The sequence below is a fragment of the Paenibacillus sp. ISL-20 genome, from assembly GCF_018613005.1.
In the GTDB taxonomy this organism is placed as follows: Bacteria; Bacillota; Bacilli; order Paenibacillales; family Paenibacillaceae; genus Paenibacillus_AQ.
In genome coordinates, this window is sequence record NZ_JAGGRD010000009.1 from 180417 (window position 1) to 196792 (window position 16376).

The 16376-nt window shown below is 49.6% G+C and carries 14 protein-coding genes; 2 read left to right on the forward strand and 12 right to left on the reverse strand.

From position 1 onward, the window contains the following. The first annotated feature begins 56 nt into the window (after nt 1–56). Nucleotides 57–1049, forward strand: coding sequence for a DUF1385 domain-containing protein (locus J7E85_RS06345; protein ID WP_215156070.1), 993 nt, complete (start codon nt 57–59; stop codon nt 1047–1049). A gap of 6 nt (nt 1050–1055) precedes the next feature. Further along, the gene (locus tag J7E85_RS06350; RefSeq protein ID WP_215156072.1) at nt 1056–1388 is read left to right on the forward strand and encodes a hypothetical protein; all 333 of its coding nucleotides are present in this window, start codon (nt 1056–1058) and stop codon (nt 1386–1388) included. Between the two features lie 48 nt (nt 1389–1436). Here the strand turns inward: J7E85_RS06350 and J7E85_RS06355 are convergent, their stop codons facing one another. The 12 genes from J7E85_RS06355 to nagZ form a co-directional block, all read right to left on the reverse strand. Next, nucleotides 1437–2360, reverse strand: coding sequence for a patatin-like phospholipase family protein (locus J7E85_RS06355; protein WP_215156074.1), 924 nt, complete (start codon nt 2358–2360; stop codon nt 1437–1439). Between the two features lie 78 nt (nt 2361–2438). Continuing rightward, the gene (locus J7E85_RS06360) at nt 2439–3998 is read right to left on the reverse strand and encodes a family 10 glycosylhydrolase (RefSeq protein WP_215156076.1); all 1560 of its coding nucleotides are present in this window, start codon (nt 3996–3998) and stop codon (nt 2439–2441) included. A gap of 116 nt (nt 3999–4114) precedes the next feature. Next, the gene (mntR, locus tag J7E85_RS06365; RefSeq protein WP_076320862.1) at nt 4115–4540 is read right to left on the reverse strand and encodes a transcriptional regulator MntR; all 426 of its coding nucleotides are present in this window, start codon (nt 4538–4540) and stop codon (nt 4115–4117) included. A gap of 152 nt (nt 4541–4692) precedes the next feature. Further along, on the reverse strand, nt 4693–5406 hold the full coding sequence (locus J7E85_RS06370) for a cytochrome c biogenesis CcdA family protein (protein ID WP_098742939.1): 714 nt from the start codon (nt 5404–5406) through the stop codon (nt 4693–4695). 17 nt (nt 5407–5423) lie between these two features. Further along, a complete protein-coding gene (locus tag J7E85_RS06375; RefSeq protein ID WP_076320860.1) occupies nt 5424–6230 on the reverse strand; it encodes a metal ABC transporter permease in 807 nt (268 codons plus the stop codon). Nucleotides 6231–6275: 45 nt separating this feature from the next. Beyond that, nucleotides 6276–7025: a metal ABC transporter ATP-binding protein gene (locus J7E85_RS06380; protein ID WP_215156078.1), complete on the reverse strand. Its 750-nt coding sequence runs from the start codon at nt 7023–7025 to the stop codon at nt 6276–6278. A gap of 101 nt (nt 7026–7126) precedes the next feature. Next, nucleotides 7127–8185: a metal ABC transporter solute-binding protein, Zn/Mn family gene (locus tag J7E85_RS06385; RefSeq protein ID WP_215156080.1), complete on the reverse strand. Its 1059-nt coding sequence runs from the start codon at nt 8183–8185 to the stop codon at nt 7127–7129. A 210-nt stretch (nt 8186–8395) separates the two neighbouring features. After that, on the reverse strand, nt 8396–10399 hold the full coding sequence (metG, locus tag J7E85_RS06390; RefSeq protein WP_215156082.1) for a methionine--tRNA ligase: 2004 nt from the start codon (nt 10397–10399) through the stop codon (nt 8396–8398). A gap of 479 nt (nt 10400–10878) precedes the next feature. Next, entirely contained in the window at nt 10879–11136 is a 258-nt protein-coding gene (gene yidD / locus J7E85_RS06395) for a membrane protein insertion efficiency factor YidD (protein ID WP_076320856.1), read from the reverse strand. Continuing rightward, complete coding sequence (locus J7E85_RS06400; RefSeq protein WP_076320855.1) at nt 11133–11603, reverse strand: Fur family transcriptional regulator; 471 nt, start codon at nt 11601–11603, stop codon at nt 11133–11135. Before J7E85_RS06400 ends, yidD begins: the two co-directional genes overlap by 4 nt. 231 nt (nt 11604–11834) lie before the next feature. Beyond that, on the reverse strand, nt 11835–14564 hold the full coding sequence (locus J7E85_RS06405) for a copper amine oxidase N-terminal domain-containing protein (protein ID WP_215156084.1): 2730 nt from the start codon (nt 14562–14564) through the stop codon (nt 11835–11837). A 155-nt stretch (nt 14565–14719) separates the two neighbouring features. Beyond that, on the reverse strand, nt 14720–16360 hold the full coding sequence (nagZ, locus tag J7E85_RS06410) for a beta-N-acetylhexosaminidase (RefSeq protein WP_215156250.1): 1641 nt from the start codon (nt 16358–16360) through the stop codon (nt 14720–14722). Nucleotides 16361–16376: the final 16 nt, after the last annotated feature.

Genomic DNA, 16376 nt, shown 5'->3' on the forward strand with positions numbered 1-16376 from the left:
CAAAATTCGATACAATAGTTCATAGAACGAAAAACATGTCAGGGAGGGTGAACTGGTTGTCCGATAAGTCAACCCCGATCAGCTATGGAGGCCAAGCTGTAATCGAAGGCGTTATGTTCGGCGGAAAACATGTGAATGTGACGGCCGTGCGGCGTAAAAATAACGAAATCAAGTTTCTCGAGGTGCCTCGCCAAGACAAGACATGGGTTCGGAAGCTGCGGAAGATTCCGCTTCTTCGCGGCATCGTCAGTCTCATAGATTCTACAATTAAGGGTTCCAAACATTTGAATTACTCTGCGGATGCATATGCTGACGATACCCTGGAGCCGGAAGAACGTGAGAAACAGAAGGAGAAAGAAGACTCAGGCTGGAGTTTAAGCATGATTATCGGTGTGGCCGCCGTCAGTGTGCTTTCCTTTGTATTCGGCAAGCTACTGTTTACACTCGTTCCTGTTTTTGTAGAGGATTTCTTTTTTGGCAATACATTTGATCACTATATTGTGCATAACCTGATTGAAGGCGTAATTAAATTAATACTGCTCCTTGTATATTTATGGGCGATCTCCCAGACACCTGTCATTAAAAGACTGTTCCAGTACCACGGTGCTGAACATAAAGTCATCAGCGCATTTGAAGCTGGCGAAGAGTTGACGGTGAAGAATGTTCAGAAATATACACGACTGCATTATCGCTGCGGCAGCAGCTTCATGATGCTGACCATTGTTCTCGGCGTTGTTGTCTACTCGGTGGTGCCATGGGATACCATGACGCAACGGGTCATTCAAAGAATCGCGCTTCTTCCGGTCGTGCTTGGCGTTTCCTTTGAGTTCCTGAAACTTACCAATGCCATGCGAGACATGCCGGTACTCCGTTTCCTCGGTTATCCCGGTCTGTGGCTGCAGCTTCTAACGACGAAGGAACCTAATGATGATCAAGTTGAAGTATCCATCGCATCCTTTAACAGAATGCGTGAGTTAGATGCTCAATACGAGAATGTTACAGTTCACCAATCTGTGACAGGAAGTGTGCTGGATCCCGCGAAAGGGTGATAATTCATGAGAAGGCATGCGATCATTTTTTGGACGGCGATCACGTTAGCCGCCATAGGGCTACTGGTACTCCTGTTAGACCCTGGATCAAGACTGAATATTTTGATTCCACTCATTATTGTTGCTGTCGTGTATGTGCTCTACAAGTTTCCGCCCCGCCGTATGAACAAGCGACCCAAGGTAAAGCCTTCTAAGCGAACGGCAGCAAAGCTGGCGGCAAAAAACAGCACCGTACGGAAGAGCAGTCCAGCTGCAAAACGTAAACAGTACCCGTTTCAAGTCATCGATGGGCAAAAAGGAAAACCCGACCCATCCGATGATGTTCCTAAATATCACTAACAAGAAAACCGTCCAATCGCGCAAAATCATGCCGGTTGGACGGTTTTTTTAATGATCGGATTTCCAGCTGGTGAAAAACATCGTACCTGCCGTTAATCCCGAATTGTATAAATTCTCGCTTTCTTCCTTGGTCAGATTAAAATGTGTGGTGCCAATGCCAAGCGTCGGAATTTTGATCGTTCGATTGCGATTTTGCTGTTCAATATAGCGTTCATCGTGAGCGGAAAGCATCGTCTCGAACATGGCGGTTAACATGCCGATCGGGCCTTCGATCAGATGGGGCAAGTTACTATTCTTTCCGACCATCTGAAAGCCAAGCACTGGCAGCGGCCTAGGTCCTCCCTTCGACTCACGATCAAATAGCCATAACGGAAAGTTGCTCAAAAGCCCCCCATCCACGATATAAACAAACTGTTCTCCGAACGATTTGCCCTTGGCGGCCCTGCCCAATAAACGAAGAATGACGGGATCGAAAAAATACGGAATGCTGCAGCTCATGCGCACAGCCTTGGCCACGGGAAATGTTGCAGGGTTTATGCCATATTGGCGAAGATCGTCCGGAAGCACCAGCAGCCTTCCATTCGTAATGTCGGAAGCCACAATATATAGCTTGCCTGCCGGGATGTCCGAAAAAGTAAATATCCCTTTGGCAAGCAGGATTTCCCGAATCCAGTTCTCCAGGGCTTCTCCGGAATACAGCCCCTTCTTAATCAACACCCGCAAGGCAGGACCGATCAACTTCGTGTTAAAGATCGGTGCTCGCTGGAGAAACGAATGAAAAGGTGTCTCTTCAATAATGCGCTTGATTTCATCTGCTCGGTAACCTGCTGCCAGCACGGATGCCACAATGGAGCCGGAGGATGTTCCGGCAACGCGGCTGAATTCCATGCCGGCATTCTCCGCTGCCTTGACAGCCCCGGCAAGCGAGATTCCCTTGACCCCCCCGCCTTCAAATACCGCATTGATTTGCATATAAAATCCCCCGCCTCACATGGTCTAATGACTATGTATGAGCGCGGGGGATGTTTCATACCTATAGGACGTGCCGATTTATCTATAATATGATTGCAATTGATCTTTAATGCCTAACGGATTGTTTAAAATATTCTCTGCTCTAAAGAAAATGCTGCCTTTAACCTCGGCATAATTCTGATTATACTTCAATTGATTGATGATCTCCGATGCGCTCTGCCAACCGATCTCACTGGTTCCCAGTTTGTAGGGCGCATGACCGATCAGAAGGTCGACGCCGGTTCCTTGCACTTCACTAACCCACCAGTCAACCAGCTTATCATAATCGGCAGCAGGGTTATTCATGCTCCAGTAGATCTGCGGAGCCACGTAATCGATCCACCCATTCTGGATCCAGCCCCTCACATCGGCATACATGCTGTCATAAGCCGTCACACCGGCTTTTGTATCCGATCCCGTCTTATCCACGGATTGGTTACGCCATACGCCGAAAGGACTGATTCCGTATTCCACATCAGGTTTTACACGGTGTACGCTCTCTCCGAGCGTTTGCACAAATGAATTGATATTTCCTCGGCGCCAATCCGCAAGGCTGGAATAAGCACCTTGGTTATATTGGCGGTATGCCGCATCATCGTTGAAAACCGTATTGGATGGGTAGAAATAATCATCCAAGTGAATACCGTCAATATCGTATCCATTCACGACCTCCATAATGGTATCGATGATATGCTGCCGAGCTTCCGGGATCCCTGGATTAATGTACAGCTGCTTACCTATGTTCACGATCCAATCCGGGTGGCTGAGCGCAACATGGGATGGATCGAGTGATGCTGTCAAAATATCGGTGTTTGCCCGGAAAGGATTGAACCATGCGTGGAACTCCATATTCCGTTTATGCGTTTCCTCGACCATGAAAGCTACCGGATCATACCCCGGATCAAGGCCTTGAATGCCTGTCAGCACCTTGGACCATGGCACTATAGTTGAAGGATACAATGCGTCGCCAGCAGGACGTACCTGCACGTACACGGTATTAATGCCCACTTCCTGGAGCGAATCCAGTAAGGCGATGTAAGATGCCTTTTGCTGATCTGCGCTGGTCTTTGTTTTCGGCCAATCCAGATTAAACACTGTGGATATCCAGGCCCCTCTGACTTCATCCCCCGTGGATACCGGTGGTGGAAGAACGACGTCCGTGCCTGTCGACAGCGAGATGCGCTGTGCCGCTTGGTTCCATTCAACTTGCACACCCAGGTTCTCGCTGATAAACCGCAGCGGCACCATAACCCGGCCGGTCTTAACTTCAACCGATGCATCCAGCGGTATGGATGAGCCGTTCACAAGCGCGGTTTTGCTGCCGGATGTCAATTGGAGGCTCGAACCGTCCATCCCGATCGTTACTGTCTTTAACTTCTGATTCCAGGCTACCGAAGCGCCCAGGCCTTCACTGATAATCCGCGTAGGAACCATGGTTACGTTAACCTTCGGCAATATGTAAGGAGATACGTCACTGTTTAAGGTTACGCCGTCCAACTGAATACTGATTGGAGCTGCCTTCGCTTGCGCAGTTGGGACCACCGACGGGAGACACAATAGTAACATAATCAGTACCAACAACCATCTACGAAGCTTCATTTCTATTAATCCTCCGAAAATATGAAATTTGCAGGTAATCTAACTTATTAATATAACACTAGAAATATGACGATTCAGTTTAAAAAAGCATCTGTCACAAGCGGACAGATGCCACATTACGATTCGTTGACTAATTCATTATGAACGTCACGCAAATCCTGAAGTCGATTCTCATCGCGCTTGAAATACTCCACAAGCGTCTCAATTCTCATAATGGAATCCCAGCTTAAATGATGCTCGATTCCCTCAACATCCCTATAAATATTTTCATCCTGTACACCTATCATCTCAAGGAATTCCTCAAGCAAATGATGACGTTCCATGAGCCGTTTGCCCATTTTTTTGCCTTTGCTGGTCAAAACCAAACCACGATATTTTTCATAGATCAAATATTCGTCTTTGTCCAGCTTTTGAATCATTTTCGTGACGGATGAGGGGTGAACCTCCAAGCCTTCGGCAATATCCGAAACGCGCGCATATCCTTTTTCGTCGATCAACTTGTAGATGCGCTCCAAATAATCCTCCATGCTAGGTGTCGGCATCTTATTCCCTCTTTTCTATAATTACATAACCCGTGCAAAAAACTGTTTTACCTGCACTAGTAATGATACATGTTTTTGAGACCGGTTGGCAAGTCCTGGTCCAATCCTATGCCAATAATGACTTATAAATTGGACCAGCCTTCCCTCCAGCTTTAGAATTTAAGCCACTCCGGCGTAATGCCTTGCAGCCAAATCGTAATTTTGTACATTTGATCCGTGAAGAGCAGAACCCCCATCAGAATCATCAAGATACCGCCGACCTTCATCAAGATGTTTGAATACTTCAGAATCCAACGGGTGGAGCCAATGAAAAAGGCCAGAATGAAAAACGGTACTGCAAACCCCAGAGAGTAAGAGGTAATCAGCGGGAACCAGGTTCCCGGATCGGAAGCTGCCAGCGCGATGATGGCCGTTAAGATCGGTCCGACACATGGCGACCAGCCTGCAGCAAACCCGATGCCAAACAGAAATGTTCCTATGTATCCAGTCGGTTTGGATTTAAAATTGAATTTCCGGTCCTTCATTAGAAACCTGGGCTGGAAAACACCAATCAGCATAAGTCCCATTACGATGATAAGCAGCGCGGACAGCTGACGGATCAGGTCCTGATATTCCGTGAAGAACTCCCCGAATAAGCCAGCACCCCAACCGAGGGTATAATAAACGGCAGAAAAACCAAGGATGAACGCGAGTGTATGCGTCATGGTCCGGAATCGGACCTCCTTGCGGTTCTGTTCGCTCTTCAGGTCATTGACCGACATGCCTGTAATAATAGATAAGTAGGACGGGTACAGCGGTAAACAGCATGGAGATATAAAAGAAGCAAAACCGGCAGCAAACGCGATGCCGATATTAATATCAGCCATTTTATTTCAGAACCCCCTTATGTCGTAAAGCCCTTTTTGCCGACAAGCGTAATGATAAGCAAGCTGATTAGCAGCAGCACGATAGTCGCGCCAGGTGCCAAATTAAATATGCCCGCAAGCATCAGTCCCCCGATAACGGCAATTTCGGAGATGATTACCGATAATACGATGGAGCTTCGGAAGCTTCTCGCCAGCAATAAACTGATTGCTACCGGAATCACCAACAATGCGGATACCAGAAGCGCACCCACAATTTTGATGGCGGTGCTTACGACAAGTGCGGTCAGTACCGTAATGATCATGTTCATCATTTTGACAGGCAGGCCGCTGACACTGGCTGCATCCTCCTCGAAGCTGAGCAGGAAGAACTCCTTGAAGAACATAACCACAACCGCAATGACAACGACGGTTACACCACCCACCATATAAATATCGGTAGAATCCAGCGTATAAATGCTGCCAAACAAATAACTCATAACATCCGTATTATAGCCCATTCCCAAGGTGAAAAACAGCGAAGCAAGCGCAACGCCGCCAGACATAATAATGGCGATTGACAGCTCGGCATAACTTTTATATGCCTTTCGCAGCTTCTCAATCGCAAACGAGGCCAGCACCGCAAATACAAGTCCTGCGGCAAGCGGATATACTTCGATCAGAAATCCGAGTGCCACACCCGCAATCGTGACGTGTGACAACGTATCGCCGATCATGGACAGCCTGCGCAGCACGAGGAATATCCCGATTAGCGGGGCTGTGATACCAATCAGAACTCCTCCGATCAGCGCCCGCTGAAAAAAATCGCTAAACAAAATATCAAGCAATGGTAACGTCCCCTTCTCCTGCTTCAAAAAGTTTGTTTCTATACATTATACGAGCGAATGCTGCAGATCCACTTCTGCGCAGTTTTCGATATCATGAGAATGTCTGACAAAAAACTGAATTTTTCCGTTCTGCGATACCGGCGATTCTCCCAAGTAGTCTTTAACCATGTCCAAATCATGGGTGACCATCAAAAACGTCATGCGATGATGGGCATGCATATGGGTAATCAATTCAAAGAATCCGGCCTGGGTATCGGCATCAATGCCAATCGTAGGCTCGTCAAGTATGAGCAGATCCGGACGATTAATGAGCGCCCGGGCGAGAAAAACGCGCTGCTGCTGCCCACCGGACAAAGCGCCGATCCGCTTATCAGCAATATCCTGAATGCGCATCACTTCCAGAGCATCCTCACATTTCTGGTGGTCCAGACGGTTCATACGGCGAAACATTTTCTTCAGATTATATAGCCCGGACATGACGACTTCGCGCACAGTGGCGGGGAACAGCGGATTAAACGAATTTTTCTGCGGAACGTACCCGATTCGCTCCCAGTCCTGAAACTTACGGATCGGCTGACCGAAGAGTTCGATAGACCCTTCCGCGGCAGGCAGCAATCCAACGATCATGCGGAGCAAAGTGGTTTTTCCTGCCCCATTAGACCCGACAATACCTACAAAGTCCCGCTCTTTTATGGTGAAATTGAGATCCTTGATCACCTGTTGCTCGCGGTAATGAAAGGATACATCCTTGATTTGTACAATAGGTTGGTGGCAATCCTGTGCTGCCGGCTCCATAACCAGGCCGCCTTTCTCTCTGTAGTCTTTCTATCTAAATATATGAACATCATAAACATTCATAACACGAAAGAAGAGGGGGATATGCTCCCCCATCTTCCTTATTGTAAAGCCTTCGTTAGATTTTGCAAATTTTTCTCCATCAGCGTGAAATAATTGTCACCGCCGCTTGCCTGCTCCTTCGTCAGTCCCTCCACGGGATTCAATACCAAGGTTTCCACGCCCGCTTCATTCGCCAGCGTTTTGGCAAGTTTATCCGATACAAGCTCTTCGAAGAAAATATATTTGACTTCCTTCTCTTTCACCGTCTTGGTGAGGTTCACCATATCCTGCGCTCTGGGCTCCGCGTCCGGCGATAGTCCCATAATCGCATGCTGCGTCAAGCCATAATCCCGGCACAGATAGCCAAATGCCTGGTGGGAAACGACAATGTCTTTTTTCGGCGTTTGGGACAACTCGTTCGTAAAGTCGTTATCCAGTTTGACCAGCTTCTCTTTCAAGGCTTCAAAGCGCTGCTCATAACCGTCCTTATGTTCAGAATCCACCTCGACAAGACTATTCTTGATATTCTCTGCCATGACCAGTGCCGATTTCGGGCTTACCCATGTATGCGGATCCGTATGATGTGTGTCGGCGCTAGTCCCAGCGGCAGCTTCCTCGTGTTCATGGCCCGCGTGGTCTTCTTCCGTGCCTTCATCATGGCTGTGATCGTGCTCTTCTTCATGAGCTGCTGCCCCGTGTCCATGACCATCGTCTCCCACGGCATCGATCAGCTTGATCCCCTGACTGACTTCAACCGGCTTAACTTGCGTATCTTTGTCAAGTCCCTTCAGAAACCCAGGTACCCAGCCTTCCAGTCCGGCACCGTTATAGAGGAACAGTTGGGCCTTGGAAGTATTCACGATATCCTGGCTGCGCGGTGTCCAATCATGCGGTTCCACGCCCGTTGGCAGAAGATTTACGACATTGACGTCGTCCCCGCCAATTTCCTTCGTAAACTCATAGATTGGATAAAAGGTCGTAATGACGTTTACCTTGCCTTCGACAATGCTGCCGCCGGATTTACTTCCGCACCCCGACAGGATGAGTACCGCCAACAATATAGAGGTTACACTCCAGGTCCAACTGTTAAGTTTGCTTTCTCTCTTTCTTTTGTTCATGTTCATCTCCCATATCCGCTCCGTTCAATTAATCGTAATCTTTACTAATAAGATTATAAGAGCAGGCAGACATCATTGTCAACCAAATCGTAAAAATTACTATTAATTTTCAATAGAGATGTTATATCCCCCGTATTAAAGGAAAAAATAACGGCGTACCCTTTAACAGGGTACACCGTCTATCGCGACTTAATTCAATGAGAAAGCATTTTATTTGACAACGGCGCCGTTAGGCATGCCGTCCGGTACCGTTGCAAGCGTCAGCTGGTCGCCGTGGGAGGCGGCCAGAATCATACCTTGCGACATTTCACCTCTAAGCTTCACCGGCTTCAAGTTCGTTACGCAAATCACTTTGCGTCCGACTAATTCCTCCGGCTTATAGAACTTCGCAATGCCGGATACCACTTGCCGCTGCTCAAATCCGAGATCAAGCTGCAGTTTGAGCAGCTTATCTGCTTTCTTAACCGGCTCAGCAGCGATTACCTGCGCTACGCGCAGCTCGACCTTGGCAAAATCCTCAATGCCGATTTCCTCTTTAAGCTCTACAGGCTCCTCCGTGCTTTCGGCGGACGAAGCTGCTGCCGAGGTCGTAGGTTCCTCCTGGGCGGCCTTCGTACCGCCTGTCATCGCCTCTGCGATGTAGGCCACTTCCTGCTCTGTATCCAGACGTGGGAATATCGGCTCGCCCTTTTGAAGCTTCATGCCGGCCGGTACGGTTCCGAACTGGCGTCCGCTTTCCCAAGTTGTCCATTCGCCTTCCGCCAGACCGAGCTGATCCCACATTTTCTTCGGCGTACGGGTCAGGAACGGCTGCAGCAGGATCGATGCCACGCGGAGCGTCTCCACCAAATGACTCATGACAGATGCCAGTTCATTTCGTTTGCTCTCGTCTTTGGCTAACGTCCATGGCTGTGTCTCATCAATGTATTTGTTGCTGCGGCTGACAAACTGGCTGATCGCCGTCAGCGCAACCGAGAATTCCATATTCTCCATGGCGGTTTCGACTTTCTCATAAACCGACTTAGCCGCTTCCTCGATCGCTGCATCAAACGGTGTTACGCCAGCGGAGAAAGCCGGAACGACTCCGTCAAAATATTTATCGACCATCGCCACGGTACGATTCAACAGATTACCCAAATCATTAGCCAGGTCGGAGTTCACCCGTTCCACGAAGCTTTCCGGCGTAAAGGTACCATCCGCCCCAAATGGAACTTCGCGCAGCAGGTAATAACGAAGCGAATCGAGACCATACCGGTCAATCATCGTAACCGGATCGACCACATTCCCCTTGGACTTGGACATTTTGCCGTCCTTCATCAGCAGCCAGCCGTGAGCAAACACCTTTTTCGGAAGCGGAACATCGAGTGCCATCAGAATAATCGGCCAATAGATCGTATGGAAACGCACAATCTCCTTACTCATCAGGTGTACGTCGGCCGGCCAGTATTTGTCATACAGGCTGGTGTCCTCTGTACCGTATCCGAGTGCCGTTATATAGTTCAGGAGTGCGTCAATCCACACATAGATCACGTGTTTCGGATCGCTCTTTACCTTCACGCCCCACTCATAGGTCGTACGGGACACAGCCAGATCCTCAAGACCCGGTTTAATGAAATTGTTGATCATCTCATTCTTGCGGGATACCGGCTGAATGAAATCCGGATTCTCCTCGTAATACTGGAGCAGGCGGTCCACATATTTGCTCATGCGGAAGAAGTAGCTCTCTTCCTTCACAAGCTCTACGGGTCGGCCACAGTCCGGACAGTTGCCGTTGACAAGCTGACGTTCCAGGAAGAACGACTCACAAGGCGTGCAGTACCAGCCTTCGTATTCACCCTTGTAGATGTCATCCTGCTTCAGCAGACGTTCAAATACCTCCTGCACAACCGTGGTGTGGCGCTGCTCCGTTGTGCGAATGAAATCTTCGTTGGATATGTCCAGCTTCTTCCACAGGTCCTTGATGCCTGCCACGATGTCGTCAACGAACTGCTGCGGGGTTTTTCCAGCCTCCGCCGCTTTGCGTTCAATCTTCTGTCCGTGCTCATCGGTCCCCGTCAAATAACGGACATCGTATCCACGAAGCCGTTTGTAACGAGCCATGGCGTCGCCGGCCACCGTAGTATAAGCATGGCCGATATGCAGCTTGTCGCTTGGATAATAGATTGGTGTTGTAATATAAAACGTCTTTTTGTCTGCCGTCTTTTTGTCTGCCATAGTAACCTTCCTTTACCGTGAAATTGATTGTTTGGTTTGTATCAGGCCATCTCTTTGTTGAAGAACAGCAGTAAACAGCAAAAAACCCCCGTCCCCATGGGACGAGAGTTGTTCTCACGTGTTACCACCCAAATTCCCTGTCCCCTTACGGGTAACAGGCTCATCTGCCGTCATCCGGCCGTCCATTAACGCTGGCTCACGCCGCTTCTTTACGGCAGCCTTCCTAACGGACTGCAGCGCTCAAAAGCGGATCCTCCAAGACCATTTTCCGAAATTCGCCAAGACCGGTTTCCAGCTGCTCCGGCTCTCTGTTCAAGGCAAGCTTTTCGTACTTATCTCTTCCTCGGATATACCTATAATTTCTTACATTTTAATCAAACGGGCTGCGGTGTGTCAAGGTGAGTCGCGTTCTGTGGGATTGCTATGTCCAAAGACAGCATGCAATTCCGCTTCGTATCGATTAGGATACCCAAAAAACGCTATTTCTCTGTCAATGAAGACGACACCTTATCCTTGCGCGGCGGAACCATGTCAATGCCGCCAGGATGAAACGGATGGCATCTTGCTATTCGCTTGGCCGCCAGCCAAGAGCCCTTCAGCGCGCCGTGTACCTCAATCGCTTCCAATGCATAGGCCGAGCAGGTTGGGTAGAATCGGCAAGTCGCCGGTTTCAACGGAGAAATGAATTTCCGATAGAAGTGTATCGGCACCTTCACTACCCTACGTGCCGTGCTCATACCCGGCTGTCCCGCTTTCCTCCACTGGCTGGTGAAGTTTCCTTATCGGTATTGTCCTTGCCGCAGTCCCGGCAGTAGCCGAACACTTCGAATTTATGCTGAACCACCTGGAAATCATCCGGTGCATCGGTCAGCTGCATCGGACAAAACGTAATCGGGTACGTCTTCTGGCACTGCAGGCAGATCATATGATGATGGTGATGCTCTTCGCTGCATCGTCCTCGAAACTTGATGCCTTCCTCGAACACTACCTGCTCCAATACACCAAGCTCGTACAATACCCGAAGATTCCGGTACACGGTATCAAAGCTCAAACCGCTGTACTTCCGGCCCATATATTCGTACACATCCTTGGCCGTCAAATATCCAGGATGTTCCCCAAACAATTTGGCAAGCGTCTTGCGCTGATCGGTAATGCGCAGCCCATGTTCTGACATGGCGTCGATGATCTGTTCCGTCGTAAGCATACGGAGGTAACCTCCTCTACTTGAAGATACTCTCTCCTTATAATGCCTGAAAAATAAGACAGCGTCAATGAAAGCGGTTGTGGATAGACTAAACCCCTGCAAGGTACTGCGCCGGCCGGAACGCGAAACGCTTGGCATTTGACGAGATCCCTTGGCAAGAGCCAACAAATAGGACAGCCCTAACCATATGCTGGCTGTAAGGCTGTCCCTTTGTTATGAATAAATAATGGATTAGTTCTTCACTTGCGGAAGCGGCTGAAGCAGGAAGTTGATTGGCAAACTGCTTCCCGGCGCCGCCGTAAACAGGATTTCCACGGCCTGCTCGTAATTCCCCGTACGGTAGAGAACGGCAGCTTCATTCGGTGCAGATATAGCGCCTCCGCTTGTATTCGGCGTCTGAATGATAGTTCCGTTCACCATCATCGCACCCATGTACTTGCCTCCACGCGGATTCAGCGTGATCAGCGTATTGGGCGCTACGCGGTGCAGCTTGATTTTGTACAGCACACCGAAGTTCCCTGCATTGGATTGATATGAACCGTTAATGCCGTCATACCCTTCCAGATTCGGATCGTTTGTCTTGTCACCGAGCGCGAGACGGGTAGGTGTGTTGCCAACCAGATCATAGGAATCAATGATCCGTGTCGAGTCCGGATACGTCCCCCGGTTATGAACGCCATCGCTCGGATGGAGCTTCAGGTAAGGAAGCTTTTGAATCGGATCCTTGGCTTCATCAATCATGATGACATCATATCGGATCGGCGAATCCGAATAGAGATCAGCAAACATGGACAGCACCTGCTGATTTCTCAAGGTTTGCGCGCTCAAGTCTTGCAGAATGACCCGGCTTTCCCCAGGCGCGAGCGAGATCGTCTTGAAGGAATCAGCTGATTGCATAGACTCGAGGTAGCGCTGAACAGCTGCTTTTCCCGTGGCAGTCGGTATATTAATCGGACCGCCTAATCCCGTATACTCGGTTGTCAGACGCGCCGTCATGGTGTTGATATTAGTGGCGACGACGTACATCTTCATGTTCTTCCCGGTTGCGTTCAAGTGGTGGATCATGAATCGCGTGCTGGCATTGCCGACCTCGCGGTAGACGATACCCTCTTGATAGACGGTTTCAGGAGAGTTGCTGCGAATCAACAGATAAGGTTCAGAGCTTCTTGTAATCGGCATCAGATTCCATGTCGGCACAGCGGATCCGTCAAAGGTATATTTGTCCCCAATGCCCGTAAATAATTGATTGAATTGATCACGCGTATACAATACTTCGCTTGTTACGTTGATAATTTTCTCGTATGAGCTGGTCGCTCCATGTTTATCAGTAACAATCAACAGCACTTTATGCGATCCTGCCGTAAAAAAGGCCTGATCGTTGTTTTCCCACTTATACGTAAGCTCATCGCCAGGATCGTTGTCATAACTCATATTCATGTACGTTATTTTCTCACCGATCTTATATTCCTGTTTATCCGTTTCGAACATGGCAACAGGCGGCGTATTCGGTGCGGATACTTGAATGCTCAATATATACGGTTCGCTCCACTCCCCGCTGGAATCCTGTACCGAGTAGGAAACCGTATGCACGCCGGGTTCGTCAAAAATCTCTTCCCGGCCTTCCCAATGCTCGTCAACAATAGCCAAGCCCGTCGGCGAATAGGCATTCGTCTTATACGTAACCGTTGTTTGTCCAGCGAGGATCTCACCAGGCTGCACCGTGAAGGAAGCTACGGGCTTTGCGCTCAAGCTAAGGATAACCCGCTTATTCGGCTGGTCCACCCGATAGGTGATGTCCAGCGCCTGCGTAATGCTGGTCAGCGGCACCATGAACGTATTGTTGGACTGGTAAGCCGGTCCCTTCATCGATTTTCTGACCCCGTTTACGGTGTAAACGCTGCTGTTTGTCTTAAAACGAAGCTCATCGTTACCACGGATAATAATCGTTTCTTTTGTCTTTCCGTCATAGGTCAGCTTCAGGCCGACACGATCAACGAGGGAGCGAATGGCAACATAGGATACGCCGTTCTTTACGGCCATCGGCTGACCCGCCGTATACGCTTTCCCGTTCTGATACATCTTGTTGCTGTTCATCATCAGGATGAGGTCATTGGACCCGAGATTCGGTATATTCGGAACCTCACTGCCAGATCCCCCGCCGTTATTTCCGCCTGGCTGTTCGCCGTTACCGTTGCCGCTGCCCATACCGGATAGATCGAGAATAACCTTCTTCTCGGGCTGGTTCACCTGGTATGGAATATCAAGCGCTTGCGTGATCGCGGTTAACGGAACCATAAACACATTGTTGCTCTGGTAGGCAGGGCCTTTCATCGGACGTACCTGTCCATTGACTTTATAGTTGCTGCTTCCTGTCGTAAACCGAAGTTCATTACCATCCTTAAGGATGATGGTTTCCTTCGTTTTGTTATCGTAAGACAGCTTCAGTCCTGCACGTTCAACCATGGCGCGAATGGCGACATAGGATACCCCTTGCTTCACAGCCATCGGCTGTCCCGCTTTGTATTTCTTCCCATTATGGTACATCACATTGCTGTTCATCATCAACACAAGTTCATTTGCCGAAACATTGGAAGTACTGACTTCGGGCTCTCCAGATGGGCTGCCCTCTTCGTTCTCTGAAACCTCATTATCGGAAGGATCGTTTTCCGTATCCTCCTGCTGTTCATTGGGTGCAGAAGGTTCGGCATTCGGATCGCTAATCGTACCTTCGACTGAATCAGAAGATGTTTCCTTTGGCGTTGCTGATGTTTCCTCCGCTTGCTGCAAGTCCGTCTGTTGTTCTCCACTCTGCTGGCTTTGTCCTTCCACCGGGGACTGCAGCGCTGATTGGCTATTTAGCGCCGGAGCTGTAATATCCGGTGATTCAGCTGCCGCGGGAAATGCCATGGATACCTGGGCCGCGGCAAGGACTGTAATCATCGAGATTCTCTTGAAATTCATTCTCTACTCCTTTAAAACTCTCAGTATAGTCTGTCTGCCTCTATTGGACATACTATTAGACGCGGACTTTCCCGAAAAGTTGCTCAGAAAAGGCTGGAAAATAGGAAAACCGGAGCATTCCTGGGTAGGAAGACTCCGGTTTGAGCAACCCTTATTTAATTATTGACATAGTCCTGATTACCGCTCCAGCCAAGCGGATAAGTCTCGCTGATTCCTACCGGGAGCTTGCCCTCAGGCGTAACCCGTCCTATTAAGACACCCGCGGCTGCATTCATATAATAAGGTGTGTTCTCGTAGCTGCACAAATATGTCGGAACCGGCGGAAGGTCATTGATATCATAGGGATTACGGGTAGCGACGATAACAAGTGCCACATCCTCAAGTTCAACCAGCTTGTTCACCAGCTTCTGCTGACCCGCGGGAAGACGGCTCTCGGAGGTGTACGTAGCTACTACAATCTGTCTATATCCTTCAGCTGCCTTAACGGCTTGCTCTACCTCTTCATCGGACATATCCGTTCCGACACGCAGATCGTCTGCCTGAACCCCGTAACTTCTCAAAGCATCCCCTAAGGTGTAGCTCTTGCTCCATGCTTCATCCACCTGGGTTGCCTGAAGCAGCTCAGGCCAGATCACCGCAACAGCCTGCTCCGGCTTAAGAGGCAGCTGCCCTTCGTCTTTCACCAGCGTGATTCCTCTGCCTGCAATTTGAGCCAGCAATTGTATGGTCTCTTCCGCAACCTCGCCAATCGGATAGACCGGAAGCTCCTCAGCGAGCTTCGCATTACGCTGCTTAAGCGCCAATATCCGATCTACGACCTTGTCGATCAGCTCTACCGGGAGTCTCCCGCTGCGGACAGCCTCAATGACGGCCGTAATCGCCGCCGTCTGCTCCGATAGATTATGGCTGACCAATACGCAGTCCGCACCCGCTTCGATCGCGCGTATCGCGCCCTCCGGTATCCCGTACTCTTTGGAGATTGCGTGCATCTCAAGGCAGTCTGTTATGATCAAACCTTCAAACCCCATCTCTTCCCTCAGCAAACCCGTTAACACGGCATGGGAGAGCGTTGCCGGCAGATCACTCGGCTCTATCGCCGGGAAACTGACGTGAGCCGTCATGATGGCATCCACGCCGTTCTGGATCGCTTGCGCAAACGGATACAATTCCACGCTGCGGAGCCGTTCCAAATCATGCGGTACAGAAGCCCTCCCGAGATGAGAATCGACGCTGGTGTCGCCATGGCCCGGGAAGTGTTTGGCCGTAGCGGATACACCTTCTTCCTGGTATCCCTTCATCGCCGCAGTCCCAAGAGCGGCAACAGCTTGAGGATCTTCACCGAAGGAACGCACGCCGATGACCGGATTACGAGGATTGTTGTTCACGTCGAGACAAGGAGCGAAATTCATATTTACACCAAGTGAACGCAATTCGCGTGCCCCGATTTGCGCTACCCTGTACGAATCCTCCGCGCTGCCCGCTGCTCCAAGCGCCATATTCCCCGGAATGCGGCTGATGCCTTCATGATCAATTCGTGCAACCATACCGCCCTCTTGATCAATCGAGATCAGAAGCGGGAACTTCTGGCTGTCCGATGCGAGCTGCTGTAAGGACTCCGACAGTTCGGCAAGCTGAGGCAGCGTTTTCACATTCCGGCGAAAATAGCACATACCCCCGACCTGATATTGTTCAATTAGTATTTTGGCATGCTCATTCGGCGTCAGCGCGTTGAAGCCGCATATAAACATCTGTCCTACCTTTTGTTCTAACGATAAGTCTGCTGCCGTCCATTTCATTGATTTCATACCTACC

Excerpts from the sequence above, each read along its gene's own strand:
- metG (WP_215156082.1), bottom strand. The coding sequence starts at position 10,399 with ATGGCAGACAAAAAGACGGCAGACAAAAAGACGTTTTATATTACAACA.
- J7E85_RS06350 (WP_215156072.1), top strand. The coding sequence starts at position 1,056 with ATGAGAAGGCATGCGATCATTTTTTGGACGGCGATCACGTTAGCCGCC.
- J7E85_RS06360 (WP_215156076.1), bottom strand. The coding sequence starts at position 3,998 with ATGAAGCTTCGTAGATGGTTGTTGGTACTGATTATGTTACTATTGTGT.
- J7E85_RS06405 (WP_215156084.1), bottom strand. The coding sequence starts at position 14,564 with ATGAATTTCAAGAGAATCTCGATGATTACAGTCCTTGCCGCGGCCCAG.
- J7E85_RS06355 (WP_215156074.1), bottom strand. The coding sequence starts at position 2,360 with ATGCAAATCAATGCGGTATTTGAAGGCGGGGGGGTCAAGGGAATCTCG.
- nagZ (WP_215156250.1), bottom strand. The coding sequence starts at position 16,360 with ATGAAATGGACGGCAGCAGACTTATCGTTAGAACAAAAGGTAGGACAG.
- J7E85_RS06380 (WP_215156078.1), bottom strand. The coding sequence starts at position 7,025 with ATGGAGCCGGCAGCACAGGATTGCCACCAACCTATTGTACAAATCAAG.
- yidD (WP_076320856.1), bottom strand. The coding sequence starts at position 11,136 with ATGAGCACGGCACGTAGGGTAGTGAAGGTGCCGATACACTTCTATCGG.
- J7E85_RS06370 (WP_098742939.1), bottom strand. The coding sequence starts at position 5,406 with ATGGCTGATATTAATATCGGCATCGCGTTTGCTGCCGGTTTTGCTTCT.
- J7E85_RS06385 (WP_215156080.1), bottom strand. The coding sequence starts at position 8,185 with ATGAACAAAAGAAAGAGAGAAAGCAAACTTAACAGTTGGACCTGGAGT.
- mntR (WP_076320862.1), bottom strand. The coding sequence starts at position 4,540 with ATGCCGACACCTAGCATGGAGGATTATTTGGAGCGCATCTACAAGTTG.
- J7E85_RS06400 (WP_076320855.1), bottom strand. The coding sequence starts at position 11,603 with ATGCTTACGACGGAACAGATCATCGACGCCATGTCAGAACATGGGCTG.